The organism is Thermogemmatispora sp., assembly GCF_019683635.1.
GTDB lineage: Bacteria > Chloroflexota > Ktedonobacteria > Ktedonobacterales > Ktedonobacteraceae > Thermogemmatispora.
On the sequence record NZ_JADGIA010000011.1, the window covers coordinates 18,964 to 41,538 of the forward strand.

Here is a 22,575-nt window from a genome sequence, read left to right on the forward strand (position 1 = left end):
GCATGATATAATCCAACATCCGTTTTGCATCAATATACCAACGATGTTCAACTGCAACAAGGGGCTGAGTTCGTGAGGAGTGTTTCCACAGTCTTGTTTCTTGCCTCTCTTTGATCAGGTAGTAAGGAGGCGCTTCTGTGGCCGAGTTGATCAGTACAACTACCGCCTTCGCTAGCGAGGGAGAGCAGCGGGCAGCTGCGGTCTTGCGCGAGGGGTTGCCCGCCTCGTGGCTGGTGATCTGTAATAAGGTCTTTCCAGCGAAGAATGGGAAATCCTTCGAAATTGATTTTCTAGTAATAGGCCAGCGCTGGATCTTTGTGATCGATGAGAAGTCCTGGCAGGGTCCTTTGCGCGGCAATGAGGAGTTCTGGACTCGGGCCGACGGCTCGTCAGAGCGGAGCCCGCTGGCCAAGGTCGATTACGTGGCCAAGATTGTAGCCGGCTCTGCGAAGGAGAGGTTCGCTGCATTGAAGGGAGGCGAGCACTTCGTTCATGGAATTGTGCTGCTCTCTTCTCCCACCGTTCAAGCGATGATCCATGATGCACGGGCTTCCAAGGGACTTTTCAGGCTGGACGAGGTGTGCGAGCGTTTGCTGGAGAGGGACGAGCAGGAGGGTAATCCTTCGGTTGGCCAACTCCATGCGGAGCTGAAACACTGGCTGACAGGCTTGCGCATACGCCCGCCAATACCACGCCACATCGGCGATACGCTCCAGATCGAGGAGGCGGAGCAGGTACGCCCGAAGCTCTATCGCTGTCGCGCGGTGGAAAAGATCTCGGGGACCAATCGACCTCGTATCGTTATGCTCTATGAGCTTGATCACGATCCACTGGAGCAACAGGAGGCCAAGGAATTCTATACGCGCACTTATAAGGCGTTGGAGAAATTGCAGTCCACGGGCCTGGTCTCACAGGCCGAGACGCCTTTCCCTTGGGCAGATCGGTTTATGGTGGTGCCAATCGTCCCACCCGAAGGCCGCACATTAAGCGCCCTTCCCCTGCCAGAGACGCGCGAGGAATTTTTGCAGGAGCTGCAGATCGCCGCCAAGGCCTTTAGAGGACTGGCCCAGATTCATGCCCAGGGTGTTCTCCATCGCGCGTTGACTCCTGCTGCACTCATCGTGCAGTTTACGAAGGGTCAAGCTCCTCGTGTGCTGTTCAGCGATTTTTATGCGGCACGTGTCGGCGGTATGTCTATTGCAGCAAAGCTGGATAAGACTGCGGTCGATGATCCTTACGCTGCCGAGGATGTGCTCATCGGCTACGAGTTTGCGACGCCGCAGACGGATACCTTCAGCCTGGCGCTGGTGATGCTTGAGCGCCTTTCCGGTACCCCCATCGCATCAATTCGCCCGACAATCGACGAAAAGCCGCGTCTACCCGATGCTCCCCGCTGGGCTACCTTCCTGGCCCCCGAGCAGTCGATGGCTCTGACGGAGCTTTTCCGCTCGGTGCTGGTACCCTCTCAGGAGGAGCAGCCTCCCAGCGCTGAGGAGGTGGCGCACTGCCTGGAGGAAATCGTGCGCCAGGTACAACAGAGGCAGGTCAATGAGTCTCCTCAGACGCTCTTGAATGGTACCTTTGTCGTCCAGCGCCTGCTCGGCCAGGGGTCGATGGCTCGCACTTATCTGGTGAGCTATCAGGACTTCCCAGGGCTGGGTCCACTGGTGCTGAAGCAGTTCCTGCAGCCGGCTGAGGTCTATGATCATGCAATTCAAGAGTACAAAGCTTTGGACAATATAAAGAGCAAGTATTTTCCGACCATCAGGCAGATTTACAAGCCGGAGGAAGATGCTCACATCGCTATGGAGTATATCCCTGGGCCGACGCTGCAGCAGCTCGAAGAGGAGTTTCCCTGGCCGCTGGAACGCTGGTGGCTCTTTGCTCAGGACCTGCTACGGGCGCTAGATACTTTAGAGGAGCGAGGCATCCTGCACCGCGATATCAAGCCCGCTAACATTATTCTGCACGAGGTCGATCACCATCCGGTCCTGATCGATTTCGGCTTTGCGATTCGTCAGGGAGAGGAGCGTAGCCTGGCCGGTACTCCGCTCTACCTGCCGCCCGAGGCGCTGACTGCGGCCAGTCCGCCAGCCGACAGTGACCGCTACGCAGCGGCGGTGGTCCTTTTCAAGGTCCTGATCGGCCAGCTTCCGTTCGCCTACGATGAGAGTGGGCGACGCATCCTGCGTGCCGTAGAGGAGCTGCCCATCTCGGATGAGCAGGTGCGGCGTCTGGCTAGTGTCTTACTGCGCGCTCTTGATCCAGATCCGACACGGCGCCCGGCCAGCGCTCGCCAGTTTTTGGCAGAGTTGGAACAGGCCAGATTGGCTGCAATGGTAGCGGTGGAAGAGACAACACCAGCCTTGGAAGGCGGCCAGAAGCAAGAGGAGCAGGTCAATCCTTGGGTGGAGCAAGTGCGCGGTCTCTATCGCCGAAGTGCCAGCGGCAACGCCGATAACCGCGGCCTGGATAGCGATTTTGTGCGCCGGACTTATGTACCGACAGCGCTTGATCGTGAGTTGCTGCCGCTTGTACTGGAACAGCGTCCGCTGGCGCTTTTCCTTTCGGGCAACCCTGGCGATGGCAAGACGGCTTTTCTAGAACAGGTGCGTCAGCAGCTTGTCAAGCAAGGTGCAAGGCTGGTTCAGGAGCGCTCCGATCAAAGCGGCTGGGAACTGATCTACAATGACCATGTTTTCCGCAGCTGCTACGATGCTTCTGAGGCCCATCGTGGACTAAGTGCCGATGAGCAGCTTACACAGAAGCTGGCGGGACTGGAGGGTCCAGAGCGACCGCAGGCAGCTCTGACGGTCTTGGTGGCAATCAATGACGGGCGCCTGGCCGACTACTTCGAGCGCTATGGTGAGCGCTTTGCCTGGTTGAAAACGCAGCTGCAGCAGGCGCGCCGCAGTCAGTCGTTGCGCGAGCAGGATGTCTGGCTGGTTGATTTGAAGCGACGCGCTTTTGTCAGCCTTCCTGGCGAGCAAGAGCGCTCTCTCTTCCGGCGCGTACTGGATAGCCTGGTGGCCAAGGAGCATTGGGCTGTCTGCCGCAACTGTTGCGCCGAGGCCATCTGTCCAATCTACCAAAATGCTCAGATGTTGCGTAAGAACCGTACACAGCAGCGTCTGGAATACCTGTTGCTATTGACTCATCTACGCCATCAACGCCATATCACCATGCGTGATTTGCGCTCCGCCCTGGCCTACTTGATCACCGGTAACTTGAGCTGCCACGAGGTGCATGCGGCGCGTCAGAACGAGGATGGCGGGGCGTCTTTGATTGAGCGTTCCTGTTGGCAGAGCGCTTTTGCTCCGGCAGAGATCGACGATGAGCTGCTGCGCGATCTGCGCGTGCTCGATCCCGCACGTTTTCCTCAACCTCATCTCGACCGCTTCCTACATTTCCATCAGGGACCACAGGATGCGTTGCTGCGCGCCGAGTTGATGGCTGATGCGAAAGATTTGCCGCGCCAGCGTTTCAGAGAGGAGCGTGATTGGCTGGCAGCCTGGAAACGGCGCCTCTATTTCTATGGCCCACGCCTGGATGAGGATGGGCAGCCATATCTGCCCGCCGTGCGTTGGCTCGATCTGCTCCCCTATCGCTATGCACTGCTGTATCTCCAGCTGCTGAAAGGGGAGCAGGAGCAGCTGGAGGAGACACGCCGCAAGCTGGCGCGGGGGATCTTGCGTTCAGATAGAATCAACGCCGATTTGCCGGATGGCCATCTGAGCGTGGTGGTTCGCGCTTCTGAGGAGCAGCAGCTGATTATTCTGAAGCAGCTCCCGCTGGAAGAGTTCATTCTGGAGCCAGTCGGAACCAGCGATAATGAGGTGGTCGAGACCTTGCCTGAGTTTCTGGTGCTGCGCCATCGCTCGGGAACACCTCGCCTGGAGATCTCCCTCGATTTGTTTGAGCTGCTGCTGCGCCTGGCAGATGGTCTGCAACCAGAGGGACCGGAGCTGCAGCCGTTGCTGGAGGATCTGCGCCATTTCAAGCACGCAGTGCTGCTGATGGAGACACGCGATCTGATCTTGATCGAAAATGGTCGGCGTCTCCATCGTTTGACTCAGCGCGATGGTAAGGTGATCAGGACAGCCATTGCTTGATCCGCTGGAAGGAGGGCACTCGTGAAGGTTAAGTTGCCGAAGGAACTGCGCGGGGTGCGTTTTCCCCAGATCCTGCCCATTGAGATGAATGACTTCGATATCGATCTGCTTCTGCCCCTCCTCTTCTTCAGTATTCTGGCAGAAGGCCGGGGACGCGCTCGCATTCCCAACGATCCCCGGGCGATCGACGTCTATATCAATAAGCTGAGCCAGCATCCGGCTGTTGAGGGTTTCTCTGGCCCCCAGGAGCAACGTTTGCTAGAGCGGCTGGTACGCACGGCATTAATCACGACCGGACAAATCGGACGCAAGCATGAAGACGAGCAGATCACTTCCATTGTGACCTACAGTCTGCTCTCACATAAGCCCGGCTTTCCCAAGGAAGCGAGTCGTCTGCGCAGCGCCGATCTGTTTCTCTACCAGGCCCTACGCAGTTACATGGGAAGCAATCAGAAGCTGCGTGAGTTCTTCAAAGAGATTTTCGGTCGCGGCGTCAAGCTTGGCAAGGCCGGCGAGCTAGGTGGGGAATATGACGGGGTCACTGAGGTGGATACGCTCACTCGTCTCTCGCTGGCCTTTCTCGACGGCTTTGAGAGCGTGCGGCCAGGCTTGAGCCGGGAAAAAAATGCGGATCTGGGAGCCTGCCCTGGACTCATTCACCAGCTAGCGGCTGATCTTGTGCAGTACATGTTGGCCTACCAGAAGACCATGCCTCTGCCAGCTTTTATTCACCATCTTCTGATCCTGATCAACTTTGAGCTGTTTATCTATACCTTAAAGGTCGTCTACGCGGTGAATACCCTGGTCGAGCAACCCGAGAGCTTACCCCCGGCGATGCGCCAGCCACTGGAGCCTTCCCCTCCAGCGCTCTATGTGGATTTCACTGGCCAACGCGGCCCCAGTCAAGAGATGGCTCACGCTTGCGTGCGCCGCGATATCGAAGCCTATCAGAGCTTTCTGTCGGCTAATCTGCTCCTGCGCCAGCTGCACAGCTATGTCGAGCAGCTCCAACGGAATCCTCGCCGCCGGGTGATTATAGAGCGTGTACTTGGAGACAAGACCACCGGCCCGCTCTACCTGCAAGGGCTCCTGGCGTTGCGAGAACAGGGCGGTATACAGAACGATATTGAGGCCCAGGCCCGTAACGATATCGATAAGATCTATGAGGCGAATCGCGATCCAGAGGACCCGGAAAATCCGCTGGCTACCAAACCTCTGGATGAGCTGCTTGCCAGCACCGAAAGCGATCTGGATGGTCTGGTGACCTTGTTGAAGGAGAGCCAGCGCGATGCTACTCAACAGTTTGCGAAGTGGTACTGGAGCACAGGAGGGCTAACACGCGATGAAGGTCTGCTCAGAGGGCAGCTCAAGTATCGCTCATCCTGGCACTACGCACCGACCAACGATCTGCTAGCGGTCCTGGTGCAGCTGGCCGCCGCCCGCCTGAGCGGCAGTGAAGATGGAGGCCAGAGCGATCAAGGACTCATGCCTATCCGCCTGCAGGATTTCCTGCGCTTCCTCGACGAGCGCTTTGGCCTGCTGGTTGACCGTCCGCCGGCTCCCTTTGTGGGCGCCGAGTACATCGCCGCAGCTCAGGAAAATCTGCGGGCCATGCTGCGCCGCCTGCGCCAGATGGGCATCTTCCGCGACCTCTCTGACGACTTTACGGTGCAACGCCTGCACCCACCGTATGCCGCTACATCTATGCTACTCAGCCACTACTAAGCGTTGAGCCTGGAAAGGGTCTATCATGGTACTCTCTTCTCCACAGGGCGAGCTGAAGATCGAGCTACTTGCTCAGGCACTGCTGAAAGAAATCAAGGGGACCGGCGCCGGCCACTGCGCACGCATCGATTTTCTGGAGCTGGACGATGCCCGGCCTCTTTGTCAGCGCTTGCGCGAAAGCAAGCAGACAGAGCAGGGAACGCTGTTTCATATTCTGACCACGGAGCGAGAGCACGCTACCGATGACTCGCTTTTCATCACTCCCGATCGTGCTATCGAGCTGCGCAACCGTAAGAGCGGGCGTTTCTGCCTCTTTATTCCCGCCGGCAGCGTGGACGCGGCTGTCAGCTCGCTGGCCAATGCCTTCTCCCCAATCGATGGGCGTCAGCTCTATGAGACAGCTCTGCGCGAGCTACAGCACCGCCTTCAACAGCGCTCTCCCGAGGCTGCGGCCCAGGTTCAGACAGTCTTTAGCCACCTGCGGCGCTGGCCCGGCTTGAGCTACGAGCGGCGCCTGGACTTCGTGGCCGCCGTCTACGCCCAGGTGCTGGATGGCACAGCAAACCAGATCGGCCTGGAACTCTGGCGCGTCGGCCTCATCAGCGACGCTCGCCCCAATTTTACCGATTTTCTGGAGAGCAATCGACGCCTGACGACGCTCCTGGCGCGCCCTAAGAAGTTCGATTCCACCCTGGTTGAGCGCGTGCAGGAGCTGAAAGTTGAGAGCGCCACCGCCACAAGGCTGCTGCGCTTCTTGAAGAGCAAAGCCCTCAGCGATGTCCAAAGCTGGTCTCGTGCGCTGGTGGAGGAGGACCTGACGCTTGATCGCTGGGAATTCATCCATTATGAAGAGAGCGACCTGCGCGACTTTGAGATCGAACCTTTCGCTAACTCCAACGGCGAAGTTGAACACTTCTGCCACCTGGCTCAGCCCGATGGCCCCGGTGGTGCTCTTTACGCCTACTATGGTAGCAATGGCGATGTAGTAGTGCGCTGGAAATGTAAGCCTGACAAGCCGCGGAACCTGGGTGGCTGGCGAGTAGCCATCGTACCCGAGGAAAGCGAGCCGGGTTTCCGCGAAAGCCTTTGGGAGCAGGACTTCACGCCCGGGCGTCGTAAGGTCACTATCAAGCTGGAGAAATTAGGGCTTGATAACGAGGAGCCGCCCGACTTCGCGGTCCGCGTGCGCATTGCTCCGCTGGGACCTGATGGCAATGAGCTAGTGAAGTCCTCCAATAATGAAGAAGAGAAGGAACTCTTCTACAAAGATAGCGAGTCGTTCTACTTGACTCTTGATTCGGCCAATCTTCCACCAGAGACGGCAAAGTCCGAAAAGCGCCGGACGGTCCCCACGCTCCCGTTCGGGCGTCTCAGCGTAGGTAGCGAGGTCCGCGAAACGATCTTAGAGGAAAGCTCACCCCAATGGCAATTCCACGAGTGCGCTTACTTTAGTGTCCTGGTCAACGGCAAGCAGCGGCTCACGCTGACCCTGAGCGAGACCCTGTTACAACTGGAGCGGCGTGTTCTGAAGGAGCCGACTCAGGGCGGCTGCTTTCTCCTGGAAGTTGATGATCTACGCCCCGTCGATGAGGCTGCCATTCAGCCGTTTCCCCTCTCTTCCGGTGAAAGTGAGCGCTGGCAACATTTCTGGCGCCAGCGAGATCTGTTCTTCCGACGCCTGCGCCAATCCGAACCGCGCGACGTCATAGAAGTAGCCGACTGGAGCAGCAGCCCAGAGCTGGCCGATGCCGCTGTCCGCTATGCCCAGGCTTATCATGATTTGCTCCAGCACCTTCGCGAGAGGGGGGCCGACCCCAGCGAACTCAAGCAGGCCCTTTCCGTTGACAGCCTGCTCATCCGCTTTTTCAATCAGCAGCAGCAAATCGAAGAGGCGCTGATTATTCTGCCCACCCATCCTATGCGCGTCGCTTGGTTAGCCGGCTATACCCGGCTACTGGCTTCCTGGGAGGAGCAACTGCTAGAGCAACAAAAGAGCCAGCGCAAGCAAAAAATCGATCTGCATGCGCTGCGTTTACTTGTTCCGGCTAATGTACCACCTTTCTCCTATCACATTGCTACAGCGACCACCTTCGTTTTCTTTCAAAATCTGCTCTTTTTCCATGGGGTGGCTCTCCCCGCGGACGTACCTGATCCGCATCGGCGTTACAGCGACGTCGCTACGCTACTCAAGGCCAGCCCAGAACAGGTCGGCCCTGGAGATATCCGCCCAGAGCCTCTTAGCGAGCATCTCAAACTCTTCCAGGCTCTGCATCCCTATGCCAATCCGCTGGTCCTGACGCTGATGAACCCGGATCGCGGGGCACTCCTGGGCGAGGCCCTTCAGGGCCTGATTGCTTCGCCAGATGAGAATGGAGAGACAGAGCTGCCGGATAGCACGCTGCCCTTGCTCCAGATTACCTCGTACAGCGAAAGCTGGCAGGGCGGTACCTTGCAGGCCCTGGCCCAGGCTCTGCGGCAGCATGGGAATCGTTTCTTCCAGAACTCGGGCTATCAGATTGACCACTTTCTACCAGCCCTTTCGACCACTGCCCGCTCGATCCGCTCGCTGTACGAGGAAGAACAAGAGCCACCCGAGGCTCATCTGGCCATCATCAGCGATCTGATGCGCCCGCGCGTCATCGCTGTTCCAACACAGGGGACCCATTCCTTGAGCAGCGAGCTAAGCAGCTTCTCACTCTACGGCCTGCTAGCCCGTTTTATCTCTCAGTTCAGCCAGGAAAATGACAGCCTGCTCTGGCGCTATCAGATCAACACCTTTGGTAGCAAGCCCCTTCCCCATCCCCAGGGGCCGCGCTACAGCGAGACTCTGGTCAATCTGCATACAGCCCTCCTGAAAGCGGGTGGCTATCTGCTCTCTGGCAAAGAGGAGACACAACTGGCCTTGCAGGTCGCCCTCACCGCCGACCGCCGTGCTCTGCTGGACAAGCTGCACCAGCGCACGAACTGGGTTATTACGCTGGACCGCTTCTTCACCCTGGACTACTACGACTCGCCTCACCTGCCCGGGCTGGCAGAGATGGCACGCAAGTATGTGCTGGACTATTCGCCCGAGTTCACCGAGGGACTGGGCCATCGCATGATGGTGACTACCTCCTGGCACGAGGAAATCAGCTCGATGCTTGCTCAGGCTATGGAAGAGCTGGGCTTCTCACGCATTGAAGAGAGTGTCAGTCACTTGCTGCATTACTTGAAAATTATCTCGGGACGCCTGGCCTTGGAGGCCCTAGAGTCCCCAACCAGCGCCGCCGCCGCTGTGGGCCTTGGCGTGGTCACGGCCTGGCTCCAACGCCAGAACCGCCTCAAGCAGGCGGTCTTGCTGCCTGTCGATCTCTATCCACGCATCTTCTCGCCAAGCGGCTCTGGGCAAATGAGAGAGGGCGAGCGCCGCTGCGATCTCGTGCTCGTTGCTCTCAAGCGCAATATCGTGGAAGCCACCTTTATCGAGGTCAAGTGGCGTCGCGGCACCGTACCCCTTGAGCGCCTGGCCACCGATATGGCCTTGCAGCTGCAGGCTACCGCCAACACCATGCAACAGCGTTTCTTTGATCGCCAGCAGCTCGATGGGGCACTGCAGCGTGCCTATCTGGCCAATGTACTGCGCTTCCATTTCGAGCGTGCTCGCCGTTACCAGCTGTTCGACCCTGAAGCCGAGGCCACCTTTTTGGACAACCTGGCTCGCTTCGAAAAAGAAGAGCTGGACTTCCGCCCCAGCTACGAAGGCTACATTGTCAGTCTGAAGAGCGAGCCTCGAAAGCCCCTGCTCGTCGAGGGCGCGCGCATTCGCCTGCTGACCGCCAGCGACTTCCACAATCTGCCCGAACTCTTGCAGGTCTCCGCCCTTGACGGCCAGGAAGAGCTGTCTGCCTCCGAGGAAGGGACAGAGTTCATGCCCTCTGCTTCCACCATCGACGCCGCTCCACAAGAGCCGTCAACTCCACACACCCCTTTGACGACAGGCATTCGGCCCGGGCTTGAGCAGCAGCTAGAACGCATTAGGCAGACAGAGGCCGAGGGCACTTTGCTCATTCGGGCTGGCCATGAAGAGGGCCAGGTGAAGCCTCCAGACACAGGCTCCACGCCTGTTCGTGTTCTGCTAGGACAGGCCGCCAGTGGCCCAGTTTACTGGCAGCCAGCCATTCAGGGCAGCCCACATCTCTTTATCCTGGGCATCCCTGGGCAAGGGAAATCCTGGACAATCGAGCATCTACTGAGCGAGCTAAGCCAGCAGGGAGTGCCGGCCCTTGTGCTGGACTTTCACGGTCAGTTCGCCGACCCACAAGGGAACTTCTACCAGCGCGTTCACCCCAACGTCCTCGACGCGGCCAAGGGCCTGCCATTCAGCCCCTTCGAATGCAGCATCTCGGGTTCTGACTGGCGCAAGAATACTATGGCCATTTCGGAAATCTTCGCCCAGGTTGCTAACCTGGGAGATATGCAGCGCGATGCCGTCTACACGGCCATCCGCGATGCTTACCGCGCCCACGGCTTCGAAGACGACCTGAGCGAAGAGGAACAAGGCGAGCTGACCTATCCCTCTCTCCAGGAGGTCTTCCGACGCATCGGACAGCAAGAGCAGCAGCGCCATATCAGCAATGTTACTGCCCGTTGTCGGCCCTTGCTCGACATGGACCTCTTCCGTCCTGGAAGTTCTTCCATTAACTTGCGCTCTCTCATTGGCAATGGACTTGTGATTGACCTGCACACGCTCTACGCCGAAGTGCTGCAACTGAGCGCCGGGTCTTTTGTGCTATACAAAATCTACAAAGACATGTTCCAGTGGGGGCCTACCGAGCGCCTGCGTCTGGCCATCGTCCTCGACGAGGCTCACCGCCTGGCAAAGGATCGGACGCTGCCTAAGCTCATGAAAGAAGGGCGTAAGTTCGGCATCGTTGTTATTGTCGCCAGCCAGAGCCTGAGCGACTTTCACTCTGAGGTTCTCTATAATGCAGGCACGCGCATCTTCTTTCGCATGAACTCCCCCGAGTCGCGCAAGGCAGCGGGCTTCATCCAAACTGGTCGGGGCAGCCAGGCGGCAGAACGCATCGAGCAGCTAAGCGTCGGCTCCGCCTATGTCCAGACACCCGAGATGCGTCAGGCGCTGATCGTGCGCATGGGTGCCGGTTCCTAGCAAAATCCAGGACAAAGCGAGAGAGGAACAGACAGGCGGGTCCGCTGACAGTAGAGAAGCAGCCTCATAAGAACTGCCTCCCCAGCTGCCAGCAGAACCCGCCTGCTGCAATGCAGCAGATCTATCCATCAATGACGTTGCTCACAAGGGCCGACGCACCACATTGGAGCCGATTCCCAGACGCCAACCAGTATAGGCATCGATCATAATCTCCTCCAGCGCGCCGCGATCAAGACCGCTGAACTGTTCAGGCTCCGCCTGGACCTGCTGCAGATCAGCCCCCATAAAGAGACTGTTAGTCAGCACTGCCCCGGTCAGACGCGCCTGCTGCAAATTAGCAGCGCGACAATCGGTAGCGTAAAGATAGGCCTCGGAGAGATCCGCCCCTTTGAGCAGAGCCTCGACCAGAGAGGCCCGGCTAAGATCGCAGCCACTCAGATCGGCGCGCGAGAGATTGGCTCTGGCGCAGTCAACCTTGCTCAGATCGGCGTTCCTGAGCACAGCCTGGAACAGGTAGGCACGGTTCAGACTCGCCCCCCGAAGATTGGCCTCATGGAGAGCGGCATCGACCAGGTTGGCACCATAGAGCGAGGCCCCACAGGCATAGACTCCGTTCAGGTTGGCCTTGCTTAGGACGGCCAGATTGAGGCGCGCCCCACTCAGATTGGCCCCACTCAGGTTGGCCTCGCGCAGATGAGCACCGACCAGATTGGCCCCGCTCAGATCAGCGCGGCTCAGATCAGCCTCATCGAGCACTGCGCCACTCAGATCGGCTCCGCTCAGATCAGCCCCAGAGAGATTAGCACGGCTCAGATTGGCCAGACTCAGGCGAGCCTGACTTAAATCACAGCGCCGGAGATCAACCCCAATAAGGCCAGCCTCCACCAGCATCGCCCCGTGGAGATCGGCACCGCGCAGATCCACCCCTCCCAGATCGGTTGAGCGTAGATCGGCCTCTCGCAGCGAGGCCCCCAGCAGATTGGCCCCGATCAGATTGACACCGATCAAAAAGGCCTTACTCAGGTTAGCCCGACTGAGATTTGCATGACTGAGATCAGCCTTACGCAGATAGGCCCCACAGAGATAGGCCCCGCTTAAATTGGCCTCCGAGAGATTCGCCCCACGCAGGTTGCCTCCACTGAGGTCCACCTTCTGTAAATCAAGCCGACTCAGATCGGCTCCGTCAAGCATAGGAACGCGCTCCTGCCGGTAAGCCTGGACGATCTCCAGCAGGGCCTCCTCTCGTCCGAGTCCCCCTAACTGCGGCTCAATTTCAAGCATATAACCTACAATCCTTTCCGCTGAATGATGCCGCGTTGCTCCAGATCGCTCAGCAGCTGGCTCACCACCTGCGGCTCCTTCCCCATCAGCTGAGCCAGATCGAGTACCCGGCGCCGGCCATCAATGAGCAAAAAGAGCTGGCGATGAGCACGCGAGAGATGATACTGCTCGATCAGAAGCAGGGCTTGCTGGAAGGGCAGCACAGCATAAGGCACCGCGTAGTAGGAAGCATCGGAGGAACGAGCATCTTGCCTATGCCCCCCAGCACTCAGCCCCGACTGAGAGCCACGAGCCGCGGCAGAAGGCGGCCCTTGCGGGGATGCAGGCGCCGCCGGGCGCGGTGGCTGCGTAATGCCAGCAGCTAGCCAGGCTAGCAACTCCTTTGTTGCCTCATCAAGCCCCGCGGGAATAAAACTATAGCGACACCTGCCCCAGGTACTCAGCCAATTGAGTGCGGCGTGATCCTTACGGCGACCTGCACTGGCCTGAGTGACCTGCCCCTTCACAAAGGTGATCACGCCCTCCTCGAAGAGGTCGCCAGTGCCCCGCCAGGCCGTCAGTGTGCCGCTGCCGCGCGCGAGCTGGATCAGCTGAATAACAGTGACCAAGTGATCCGTCACGCCTTCCTGCTCTGACATAAGCCTGCTCCCCAGAGAAACCAGCCATAACCGTCACACCCCAGATCAAGACATCCTTGCCAAAGGACGCACGAGCCTGGATGGCGCCCCCATAGCAGAACCAGACCATCCGAAAGAGAAGAAGAAAGGGAAAGCGATGCCTGCGTACAAGCGGCTCCCTTCTGCCGACGCGAGATGCACCTTTTCTGACCTGGCGCCTGCTTTCCTTACGTTGCATCACGTTGCATTCCCGTTCACCTGCGAGCCAGCCAGTAAAACGGGCCTAGCGATTGGCTACACGCTTATCCTCTAGAGGGAACGCCCCGGCAGGAGTAGTTTGATGGAGCTGACGCGCCTGCTGCAGGAGCCGTTCCTCTGAGAAACCGGTCACTGGGCGGATTGCATAATCAGCCGGACTAGTTTTATCCTGCCCACGCGGCAAACCGAGCAGGTCAAAGAGGGGCGTGAGAGCACAACACAGGACCAGATTCAGCACAAGCCCGGCAAAGGCAGCGTAGACATGGAACGAGAGGCCACCCACAGTCAGCGGATAGACTGTGCTAAAGTTCTGCGTGAGGACCATCCAGGTGCTAAGGATCATGCCCCCAGCCCAGCCGCAGATGAGAGCTAGATGATGGAACCAGCGCGTATAGAGGCCCAGCAGCACCGCAGGCAGGATCTGAATGATCCAGGCGTTAGCGAAAAGCTGCAGATTAATGGCGAAATCTGTCGGGAAGAAGAGGATGAACAGCAAAGCTCCAAACTTAATGACCAGGGAGGCTGTCTTGGCTACCGCCGATTCCTCACGCTCTGTACAGTTAGGATGGAAATATTCACGATAAATGTTGCGGGTAAAGAGATTGGCCGCCGCAATCGACATGACCCCAGCGGGAACCAGGGCCCCAATGGAGATAGCAGCAAAGGCGAAACCGGCCAGCCACGGCGGCAACATGCTGGCGAAAAGCGCAGGCAGGGCACTATTGGTCCTGTAGAGAGGAGAGGGCTTGATGCCGGCAGCGATCGCCATAAAGCCAAATAAGCCGATGAGCGACTGCAGAAAGGTGTAGGCTAGCAGAAACGGCAGGGTCCGCTTCAACGTCCGACGGCTATTGGCACTCAACATTGCAGTAAAGGCGTGCGGATAGAGAAAGAGCGCCATCGCCGAGCCAAGAATAAGCGTTGAAAAGGTGCTGTACTGCGCAGGAGAGAGAGTTAGCTTGTCAGCAGGGACAGTCGCGAAGATGTGAGACAAGCCTCCCAGGCGGATAGAGATGATTACAAAGCTCACGATGGCCACCAGCCAGATGGAAAGGTCTTTAAAGATAGCGATGAGGGCCGGTCCCCGCAAACCACTGACATAGGTGTAGAGAGCCAGAATAAGGAAGGCGATGAAGAGGGCCAGCTCGACATTGATCCCCATCTGAGCAATGCAGACCTGGATACCGTAGATCTGAATGGCGATATAGGGCATGGTGGCCATGATGCCGGTGACCGCCACTACCAGCGCCAGCGCACTGCTACCGAAACGCTCACGTACAAAGTCGGCCTGGGTAACGTAGCCACGATGGCGCGCAATGACCCAGAAGCGGGGTATCATGATCAGCGCAAAGACAAAGGCCAGGGTCAGATAAGGCGAGGCAAAGAAGCCCTGCGCACCTTGAGCATAAACCAGGGCCGGCACCGCCATGAACGTGTAGGCAGTGTAGAGATCACCTCCAATGAGGAACCAGGACACCACCGGCCCAAAGCGCCTGCCCGCCAGTGCCCACTCCTGGAGCCTGTTCAGATCACCAGGCCGCCAACGCGAGGCCAGTAAGCCCATGATGGTCATTACAATGAAAACGCCTATGAAGACTGCCAGCATTCCCCATTGAATCATACGTCTCTTCTCCTATGGCACGACTCTTTCAGGAAAACGCTACACCACAGCGCTGTGTATGCCAAATGAGCCTGATCCGCTCCTACTATTTTCCTGCGCGAAGAGCTACTCAACTGCAGTGCTTCATTTCCTTAACTGTTTCTTGTGTGCCCTGCATCCAAGTAATTCAGTCTGTTCCATCCTCTCTCTGCCTGGTTCGTTTTTATCATGTTGTATGCTCTTCGATAAGTGTCAGTATAGCACTACATCAAAGTACGGCACGGGATCATAGCCTTTTTTTCCTAATTCTGACAAGATAAAGCCGCCTGAGCCTCTCCCGTGAGCCTATACTGAATCTGAGTGGTCTAGCCTCGGGGAAAGTGGTAGCCCCTGTTCCCACAAGGCAAGACGATCATGACCAGGAGAGAGTGAGACGACGATGCTACCCGAAGAATCGCTCCCAAGGCGAGGGCGCCTCTGGCCCTTTGCGCTTTTGCTTATTCCTTTCCTCACTACCGTCTGTCCGGCTCTCTATAACCAGGTAGAGCCAACGCTGTTCGGCGTGCCTTTCTTCTATTGGTTCCAGATGCTCTGGATTATTGTCACGGCTACCATCGTGGGCCTGGTGGCGCTGCTGACCGAGTAACTGCCAGCAGAGAGGGTCTTCCTTCTTGCAGTGGGCTGGCTCGCTTCGATTCGGGCAGGAGCTGGGGGGCTGTGCACCTTCGACGGCCTCCTGGTTAGGGGATCTTTTCTATCTGGCTTGCTCGTCTACCTCCTCGACAATTATTCCCGCCGGGTTCCTGTCCTCAGCGGCGACCTCGTTTGCATGCCAGTCGTTGATCCTGCTGGCAGCCGCCAGCACCCTCCTGAGCGCCGACTGCGACGCTTGCGTGGCAGTCCTCGATGTGGTATCACTTTCCTATGACACGGCCTGACAGTCTGCCAACAATAAGTCTTGATTATCGTCGACGCTCAAGAGTGCCTTGTTCTCCCACTACCGTCGGATTAGGCAATCACTACTTTTTCTTTTCTGCATGCCAGTGTTTGATACGCGGCCTCTCCCTTCAGGTAAGATTGCCCTTTCTCCTCGCTTATCGAGGGCGTAATTGCTATCACCAGCTCGATGGCAGGCAGGACTACCATCTCGCTGCTGGCCACCTTTTTTCCCTGGTTCAGTAGTATGAAGATGATGCTTCTCTTGAACAAGTATTGGAGCGAGCAATGTTAGAAGAGCAAGATGAAAATAAAACGGAGCCGCGTCCGGTGCCAGCACAGGTCACCGCGTCCTCTGAAGTTCCCCATCAGGCAGAGCCAGATCAGGAGGAAGCCAGTAGCACGGTCATGCAACCAGAGGTCTCAGACCCGGCAACCATCCAGGGCCAGGGCGCTGGGTCCGTCGAGGCAGCTACTGCCGCTGGAGCACCAGTCTCAGCTGCAGTTCCAGCGCCTATGAGACTGGCCTCTGTGACGGTAGAGGATCTGCTGGATCTGCAGATTGCTTCGGACCCACAGCTTTCGCCCGACCGCTCCCTGATTGCTTTCACCCTCCAGCGAAACGATCGTAGTACTCAGAGTAGTCAAAGTGCCATCTGGCTGGTTCCGAGCCGCAAAGAGGCCGCCGGTGGGGCGCGCCAGCTCACTGTCGGCGACTACCAGGATTTTGCCCCTCGCTGGTCGCCACAAGGTGATTACTTGGCCTTCCTGAGCACTCGCCACGGCGGCCAGCCCCAGCTCTTTCTGCTCTCGCTTCATGGAGGGGAGGCACGGCAGTTGACCCACCTGCCCAACGGAGTCAGCGAGTATAGCTGGCGTCCCGATGGTCAGGCTCTGCTTGTGCATAGCCCCTGGAAACCAGCTGATGACCAGCAGACCGACCCAGGGGAGGAGCCAGCTCTCGTCTACACACGGCTTGACGAGCAGTGGGACGGTATAGGGCACTGGCATGGGCGCCGGGTACAGCTTTGGCTTGTCCCCCTGGAGGGAGAAGTGGTACGCCTGACCGCTGAGCCAGTGCATTTGGTGCAGTCATGCTGGTCACCCGATGGTAGCGAAGTCGCTTTCTGCGCCAATCGCCGCCCGCAGCCTGACCTCAGTACCAGCATGGCCCTCTGGGTCCTGACACTGGCAACGGGACAGCTCCGCCGCCTGACCCCAGAGGAAGGGCTGGCTCAGATGCCTTCTTGGTCACCCGATGGTCGCTATCTCGCCTACTATTATGCCCCCGATCAGACCGAGACCTGCAATATCACCCCCTGGATCGTGGCCGCCGACGGTAGCGAGGCGCCACGCCCTGTCTTTCCAGAGCAGGCCGACTACACGTGCCAGGTCACCATTACTGATGAACTACGTCCCGCCAACGAGTGGCTCATCCGCCCACAGTGGTATCCCGACAGCCGACAGCTCCTGGTGACAATCCACGAACGCGGCCAAGCCCACCTCTACCGTGTCGATCACGAGACGCAGCACATAACGCCTTTGACCAGCGGCCCCGGGCGCTACCTGAGTCCTCATCTGGCCGGCGATGGCTCGTTAATCGCTGTCGTGCGGGCTGACTGGTTTACACCAGGCGATATCTGGTCCTTGGGAGGCGATGGTTCGCAGCCGCAGCGTCTGACGGGTGTCAATGAGCGCTTTCTACGCAGCCATCAGCTGATTCGCCCGCGACGCCTGACCTGGCAGGCCACTGATGGGCTGACAATCGAGGGCTGGCTCTATCTGCCACCGCTGGCTGCTGGCCAGCGGGCTCCGCTGATTCTGGCCGTCCACGGTGGTCCAAGCTGCGCCTGGGGCGACGCCTATGTCCACGAGTTCCAGGTACTAACCGGCCAGGGCTTCGCCGTTTTGGCCGCCAATCCGCGCGGCAGCGACGGGTACGGCGAGGCTTTTCGCCGCCGCATTCTCAATGATTGGGGAGGCAAGGATCTGGGCGATCTGCTGGCCGGTCTGGATTATGTGATCAGCACCACTCCTATTGATGAGAAGCGCCTGGGCATCACTGGCCTGAGCTACGGTGGCTATATGACTGCCTGGGCCATTACTCAAACGACGCGCTTTAAGGCCGCGGTCAGCCGCAACCCGGTGACCTACTTACCGCTCTGTCGCTTGCTCTCGGACCAGGCCCTCTGGTTTGACCTGGCGATGGGCGGCGCTGGCGAGGAGCGCCTCCTTGAACGCTCACCACTGGCTTTCATAGACCGCATCACGACGCCTCTGCTGCTCCTGCACGCCGGCGATGACCTGCGCTGTCCATTCAGCGAGTCGCTGCAGCTGTTTACCGCCTTGCGCAAACGCCGCCAGATTGTCGAGCTGGTGCGCTATCCGGGAACCAGCCATACAATGGATTGGCCAACGGTTGGCACACCGGTTCAGCGCTGTGATCGATTGCGCCGTACGTTGGAGTGGTTTCAGCGTTTTCTGCTGCAGGAAGGATAGATTGCAGAGCGCTAATGCTCGCAGAGAGACAAAGATCCGGCCCTTCTCGGCGGCGGAGCGGCAGCGCGAGGGGGAGCCAGACTCTTCCCCTCGCGCACCTGCAGATTTGTCCAGCAGCATCCTGGATGAGTGCCGTTCAAGGGCGTCACACAGGCCTAGCGACCCGGCAAGAAGATGAGGACCATGCAGACAAGAGCCGCGAGCGCCAAGAGCAGGCAGTAGATTCCCCCCAGCAGGCGCGAGAGAGTCTGAGAGCTTGGACTCCAGCCTAGGCTCCGCCAGGCCGCTGCGCCAGACACGAGGATAATGCCTAGCAGGAGAAGAAAGGCCAGCACACGGCCCTCGACACTCTCAACAGTACTGCCAGTCAGCAACACCAGCGGCGTGGCGACCGCCGAGAAAAGGAGAATACCCGCGACGATATCGAGGGCCGCCATACCCAGAAAGCCGGCCTCATCGAAACGATAGTAGCGTAAGCGCCCTGTGGCCCTGACAAGGGCCACCAATGCTGCAATATACACGAGCAGGCTGAGCAGGATAAACAGAAATATAGACATACCTCGCGTTAGAACAGAAACTTCCTTGGTGGAGTGTCCTTCTCTACAAGTGCTTTCTTGCCCTATGAAACTGAAACTAAGTTCACTAGAGTAGACGCGTGAGCAACGCTCTGGGTTTCTAGTGGCCCTCTTTTTCTCTAGATACTTGCTGGCAGGTAGCCCAGCAATGCCGCTCTGATCTCTAGAGCTAGAGCTGCTCACAGTCCCGGAATTGCCGGCCAAGCAACGAGGAGCCTCCTGGCTTCCTGTAGTTCTGAACTTTACCATCCCTATGCAATCTATCTTGAGCGCATGGGATAAGATACCCTAAAGCATTGACATTTTGGTATATAAAGGTAGACTTCTATTAAAAGCTCTGCTTTAGTCTCTCCCTGCCAGGAGGCAACGATAAAAGAAAGGAAGGGACCTTATGGAAGTGGAAAGTTCTGCTGCCCAGCTAGCAACACACCCACCATCAGGAAGCGCATTACCTTCCGAGCACTACGTGGAACGGGTGATGCCTCCTGTCCTCAGCAAGTTGGACATGACGGCTATCTTCTTTGCAGCTATCTTCTACTTAACGAACAGTGCCACAGCGGCTGCTGCCGGCGTAGTCTCCTTCCTCTACTGGCTGATCTGCGGAGTAGCCTTCTTTCTTCCCTGTGTCTTGAGTACGGCGCAGCTGGGCCTGTTGTTTCCCCACGAGGGCGCTCTCTACAACTGGACCTATCGCACCCTGGGAACTTTCTGGGGTTTCTTTGCTGCCTTCTGTGCCTGGCTCCCAGGCATTCTAGCCCTCGTCAGCGGCTTCGGCACAGCCATCACTTATCTCCAAGGTTTGCACGATGGCTGGCTGACCGCCCCCTGGCAACAGGGAGTGGTACTAGCCTTTCTCATTCTCCTGGGCACTGTCCTGACCGTGCAGCCACTGCGTGTGTTGCAAGGAGTACTGAATGTCACAGTGAGCTTGCTCCTGCTGGCAGTGCTCTTGATCACCGTGGCGACTTTCGCCTGGCTCATCACAGGTCACGCACCAGCCACCAGTTTTAATCATCTGGACGACTGGCAACCAGGACCAGCCAACTTTGTGCTCTTCGGCTTTCTCATCCAATCTTACCTGGGCACTGAGGTCCCTCTGGCGATGGCCGGTGAAATCCGCCCCGAGCAACGCAGGCAAGTGATTCGCTCCCATTTGCGTTGGGGCAGCCTGCTTGTTGTTGCCAGCTACCTTGTGACCACTCTTGCAGTACTTGTGGTTCGCGGCCCGCAGGGAGCCTCTGATCCTGTTGTCTTCATTAGCCTGGTTGATCAGGCTCTGGGAAGAATCGCAGGCAATGTGACGGCAGTCTGCCTGCTCTGCTTCTTCGTGATCGCCCCTTTGATTTACAATTACACCTTTGCGCGCTTGTTACTGGTTGCAGCCATCGATGGGCATCTGCCGACGAGTCTGGCCAAGCTGAATCGCGCACGCGCTCCAGCCAACGCCATTTACTTCCAGTCGGCGGTGGCTCTGGTTTTTACCGCCCTCAGCTATTTCGCCCTTCCCTACCTTTTCCCCATTGGTCAGCCTGCCGACCTGTCGACTATCATTTTCACGGTCTCCCTGGCCGCGCTGACTCTGGTCTGGCTCACCTCGATCCCTTTTCTCTTTATCGACGTGCTCGTGGTCGCACGGCGTCAGCCAGCGCTCTTCCACAAGTATCGTATTCTCCCTTTACCTCTGTTCTGGGTACTCGCCTTGTTGGGGACCCTCTCCTGCCTGCTGGCCAGTGTGGATACGTTGCTGAATTCCTGGATTCCTGATCTGCTGACCCCCACGGCCTGGTGGCTGGCAGTCGGTGGCACAACCCTCGCCTGTCTTACCCTGGGATTGCTGGGCAGTATGGTGGCACGCGGCGAGGCAAGCTGGGAGCGCTGGCGGGGACAGGCCGGCTTATAATCCGCGAAAGAGAAGGCAGACAGGCGGCTCATAGGGAAGCAAGCGCCCATCTCGCAGTGAGCGGACAGCTTGCCCTCCCTGCTTTCTTTGACTATCTGTCCAGGTTCGGCTGATGATACCGAACAAGATCAATCTTAAGGAGGCTTGCGATGTTAGAGCAGCAACCGCTCATGTTGAGCGAGGCAGCCCAGAGAGAGAAGCGTAAGCTGCGCAAGGAGCTGTCGCTCTTCTTCATGGTCTGTTTTACCTTGACAGCCATGATCAATATCGATACGCTGGGGGCCGTCTCCTCCCAGGGAGGCCAGGTTTTCCCCTGGTTGCTGATTACAGCTCTTACGTTTCTGATTCCGTATGGTCTGCTGACGGCGGAGCTGGGTAGCACTTTCCCGGAGGAGGGTGGCATCTATGTCTGGTGCAAGCTGGCCGGCGGGCGCTTCTTTGCAGCCATTGCTTCGATCTTCTACTGGGTCTCTAATCCACTCTGGGTCGGCGGTACCCTGGCTGTGACCACTATCGCTGCTTTGAAGACGTTCTGGTTCGGGAACAGCGATTTGCTCTTCGGTGGGAGCAAAGTTAGCGATGCAATCGTTGAGATATTGATCGCTCTGATCTTTATCTGGTTCACGACCTGGAGTGCAATCGTCTCTCTGCGCATCGGGAAGTGGTTCTCGACGATCGGGATTATTTTGAAGCTCTCCCTGCTGGGGCTGTTTGTGATTCTGGCTTTGGCTTTCTTTTTCGGGGGCAAGGCGAGCGGCGCTCACATGAGCTGGACAGACCTGCTGCCGACGACGAATCTGGGGCTCATTTTCAGCAGCATTATTCCGGTGCTGGTCTTCAATTGGGCCGGCTTTGAGCTGCAGAACGGAGCCGGTGAGGAGATGTTTGAGCCTCAGCGCGATGTCCCTCGCTCACTGCTTCGCGCCGGCGTGATTGGGGTATTGGCCTATGCAATCCCGATTCTGGTGATCCTGTTAGCGCTGCCGAAAAATCAGCTCTCCAACGTTGGGGGCTTCCTCGATGCCTACCAGGTGGTGGCGAGCGTTTTGCCCGCTCCAGTGGCGACGGCCCTCGGCTGGTTGATCGCCCTGGCCCTGATTCTGACTTTAGCCAGCGCCGGCGGCACCTGGCTGATGGGAGCCGATCGCACCTATGCGGTGACGGCTCTCGACGGGGCCGCTCCGCTGGTCCTGGGACGCTTCAGCGCTCGCTTCGGTACCCCTCTGGCCACGAACTTGCTTTCGGGCACGGTGGCAACAGTGGCGATGGTGGCAGCGATTCTGGTGACAGCTTTCGGTTCCGGCGAGCTGTCAACGCTGTTCTCATTGGTACTGGGCTTCACAATTTCGACAACGGCTCTCTCCTATGCGTTCATCTTCATCTCCTACATTGTCCTGCGTTACAAGTATCCAGAGGTGAAGCGCCCTTATCGGGTGCCCGGGGGCATGGTTGGTCCCTGGATCGTAACCTTGCTGGCTCTAGCGTCAGTGCTGGTGACAGCCTATTTTACCTTGGTCCCTACGGACGAAACGGTCAGCGGCTACCAGATCAGTCGCTTGACCTATGAGTTGACTCAGCTGCTGCCGATCGCGATTGTCTTGCTGGTGGCTGTGGTCTTCTATCTGTGGGGCCGCTTTGAGCAGCAACGCTCGACCCTTGGAAGTGTCTCCGGCGAACTAGTGACCGACGAGGCCGCCTCCAGCACCAACTAATAGCTCACGCGGCAGAGGACAGGCTCTGACCTCGCTTTGTCAGGAAGAGGGGAGCGGTCGCCAGCAGCCGCCATGTCAGTGGCGGGCGGCTCCCTGGCCGCTCTCCTCTCTTTTGAGGGCGACGGCACTGCAGAGGACAGGGGACCAGTCAAGCGCTGACCCACCAGCGGTGTGGTAGGGGCTAGTGACCGGTCCCCGATCTTCTATTCTG

Annotated in this window: 11 protein-coding genes; 7 read left to right on the forward strand and 4 right to left on the reverse strand. The window is 58.1% G+C overall.

Annotated features, from left to right (window positions below; genetic code table 11):
• Positions 1 to 137: 137 nt before the first annotated feature.
• The 3 genes from IRZ31_RS02640 to IRZ31_RS02650 are packed head-to-tail and all read left to right on the forward strand — an operon-like array spanning position 138 to position 10,986.
• Complete coding sequence (locus IRZ31_RS02640) at positions 138 to 4,112, forward strand: serine/threonine protein kinase (protein WP_297149241.1); 3,975 nt, start codon at positions 138 to 140, stop codon at positions 4,110 to 4,112.
• A 21-nt stretch (positions 4,113 to 4,133) separates the two neighbouring features.
• Positions 4,134 to 5,837, forward strand: a complete 1,704-nt coding sequence (locus IRZ31_RS02645) for a hypothetical protein (RefSeq protein ID WP_297149242.1) — start codon at positions 4,134 to 4,136, stop codon at positions 5,835 to 5,837.
• 25 nt (positions 5,838 to 5,862) lie between these two features.
• Complete coding sequence (locus IRZ31_RS02650; protein ID WP_297149244.1) at positions 5,863 to 10,986, forward strand: ATP-binding protein; 5,124 nt, start codon at positions 5,863 to 5,865, stop codon at positions 10,984 to 10,986.
• A 141-nt stretch (positions 10,987 to 11,127) separates the two neighbouring features.
• On the opposite strand, the gene IRZ31_RS02655 is transcribed toward IRZ31_RS02650, so the two are convergent.
• From IRZ31_RS02655 to IRZ31_RS02665, 3 genes are all read right to left on the reverse strand, one after another.
• The gene (locus tag IRZ31_RS02655) at positions 11,128 to 12,267 is read right to left on the reverse strand and encodes a pentapeptide repeat-containing protein (RefSeq protein ID WP_297149246.1); all 1,140 of its coding nucleotides are present in this window, start codon (positions 12,265 to 12,267) and stop codon (positions 11,128 to 11,130) included.
• 5 nt (positions 12,268 to 12,272) lie between these two features.
• A complete protein-coding gene (locus IRZ31_RS02660) occupies positions 12,273 to 12,905 on the reverse strand; it encodes a hypothetical protein (RefSeq protein WP_297149248.1) in 633 nt (210 codons plus the stop codon).
• Positions 12,906 to 13,167: 262 nt separating this feature from the next.
• A complete protein-coding gene (locus IRZ31_RS02665; RefSeq protein ID WP_297149249.1) occupies positions 13,168 to 14,763 on the reverse strand; it encodes a sodium:solute symporter family protein in 1,596 nt (531 codons plus the stop codon).
• Positions 14,764 to 15,181: 418 nt separating this feature from the next.
• On the opposite strand from IRZ31_RS02665, the gene IRZ31_RS02670 reads away from it, so the two are divergent.
• Together IRZ31_RS02670 and IRZ31_RS02675 are read left to right on the forward strand one after the other, a co-directional pair.
• On the forward strand, positions 15,182 to 15,388 hold the full coding sequence (locus IRZ31_RS02670) for a DUF3311 domain-containing protein (RefSeq protein WP_112426870.1): 207 nt from the start codon (positions 15,182 to 15,184) through the stop codon (positions 15,386 to 15,388).
• 578 nt (positions 15,389 to 15,966) lie between these two features.
• Positions 15,967 to 18,177 carry a S9 family peptidase gene (locus IRZ31_RS02675; RefSeq protein ID WP_297149253.1) on the forward strand — a complete coding sequence of 737 codons (2,211 nt, stop codon included), beginning with the start codon at positions 15,967 to 15,969 and terminating at the stop codon, positions 18,175 to 18,177.
• Positions 18,178 to 18,332: 155 nt separating this feature from the next.
• Here the strand turns inward: IRZ31_RS02675 and IRZ31_RS02680 are convergent, their stop codons facing one another.
• Positions 18,333 to 18,734, reverse strand: a complete 402-nt coding sequence (locus IRZ31_RS02680; protein WP_297149255.1) for a hypothetical protein — start codon at positions 18,732 to 18,734, stop codon at positions 18,333 to 18,335.
• Between the two features lie 409 nt (positions 18,735 to 19,143).
• Between IRZ31_RS02680 and IRZ31_RS02685 the strand changes: the two genes are divergently transcribed.
• Both IRZ31_RS02685 and IRZ31_RS02690 read left to right on the forward strand, forming a co-directional pair.
• Positions 19,144 to 20,652 carry an APC family permease gene (locus IRZ31_RS02685; protein ID WP_297149257.1) on the forward strand — a complete coding sequence of 503 codons (1,509 nt, stop codon included), beginning with the start codon at positions 19,144 to 19,146 and terminating at the stop codon, positions 20,650 to 20,652.
• Between the two features lie 149 nt (positions 20,653 to 20,801).
• Complete coding sequence (locus IRZ31_RS02690) at positions 20,802 to 22,364, forward strand: APC family permease (RefSeq protein WP_297149259.1); 1,563 nt, start codon at positions 20,802 to 20,804, stop codon at positions 22,362 to 22,364.
• Positions 22,365 to 22,575: the final 211 nt, after the last annotated feature.

What these genes read in the sequence shown, in the direction of transcription:
- IRZ31_RS02650 (WP_297149244.1), top strand. Translation starts at nt 5,863, where the DNA reads ATGGTACTCTCTTCTCCACAGGGCGAGCTGAAGATCGAGCTACTTGCT.
- IRZ31_RS02655 (WP_297149246.1), bottom strand. Translation starts at nt 12,267, where the DNA reads ATGCTTGAAATTGAGCCGCAGTTAGGGGGACTCGGACGAGAGGAGGCC.
- IRZ31_RS02660 (WP_297149248.1), bottom strand. Translation starts at nt 12,905, where the DNA reads ATGTCAGAGCAGGAAGGCGTGACGGATCACTTGGTCACTGTTATTCAG.
- IRZ31_RS02665 (WP_297149249.1), bottom strand. Translation starts at nt 14,763, where the DNA reads ATGATTCAATGGGGAATGCTGGCAGTCTTCATAGGCGTTTTCATTGTA.
- IRZ31_RS02670 (WP_112426870.1), top strand. Translation starts at nt 15,182, where the DNA reads ATGCTACCCGAAGAATCGCTCCCAAGGCGAGGGCGCCTCTGGCCCTTT.
- IRZ31_RS02675 (WP_297149253.1), top strand. Translation starts at nt 15,967, where the DNA reads ATGTTAGAAGAGCAAGATGAAAATAAAACGGAGCCGCGTCCGGTGCCA.
- IRZ31_RS02680 (WP_297149255.1), bottom strand. Translation starts at nt 18,734, where the DNA reads ATGTCTATATTTCTGTTTATCCTGCTCAGCCTGCTCGTGTATATTGCA.
- IRZ31_RS02685 (WP_297149257.1), top strand. Translation starts at nt 19,144, where the DNA reads ATGGAAGTGGAAAGTTCTGCTGCCCAGCTAGCAACACACCCACCATCA.
- IRZ31_RS02690 (WP_297149259.1), top strand. Translation starts at nt 20,802, where the DNA reads ATGTTAGAGCAGCAACCGCTCATGTTGAGCGAGGCAGCCCAGAGAGAG.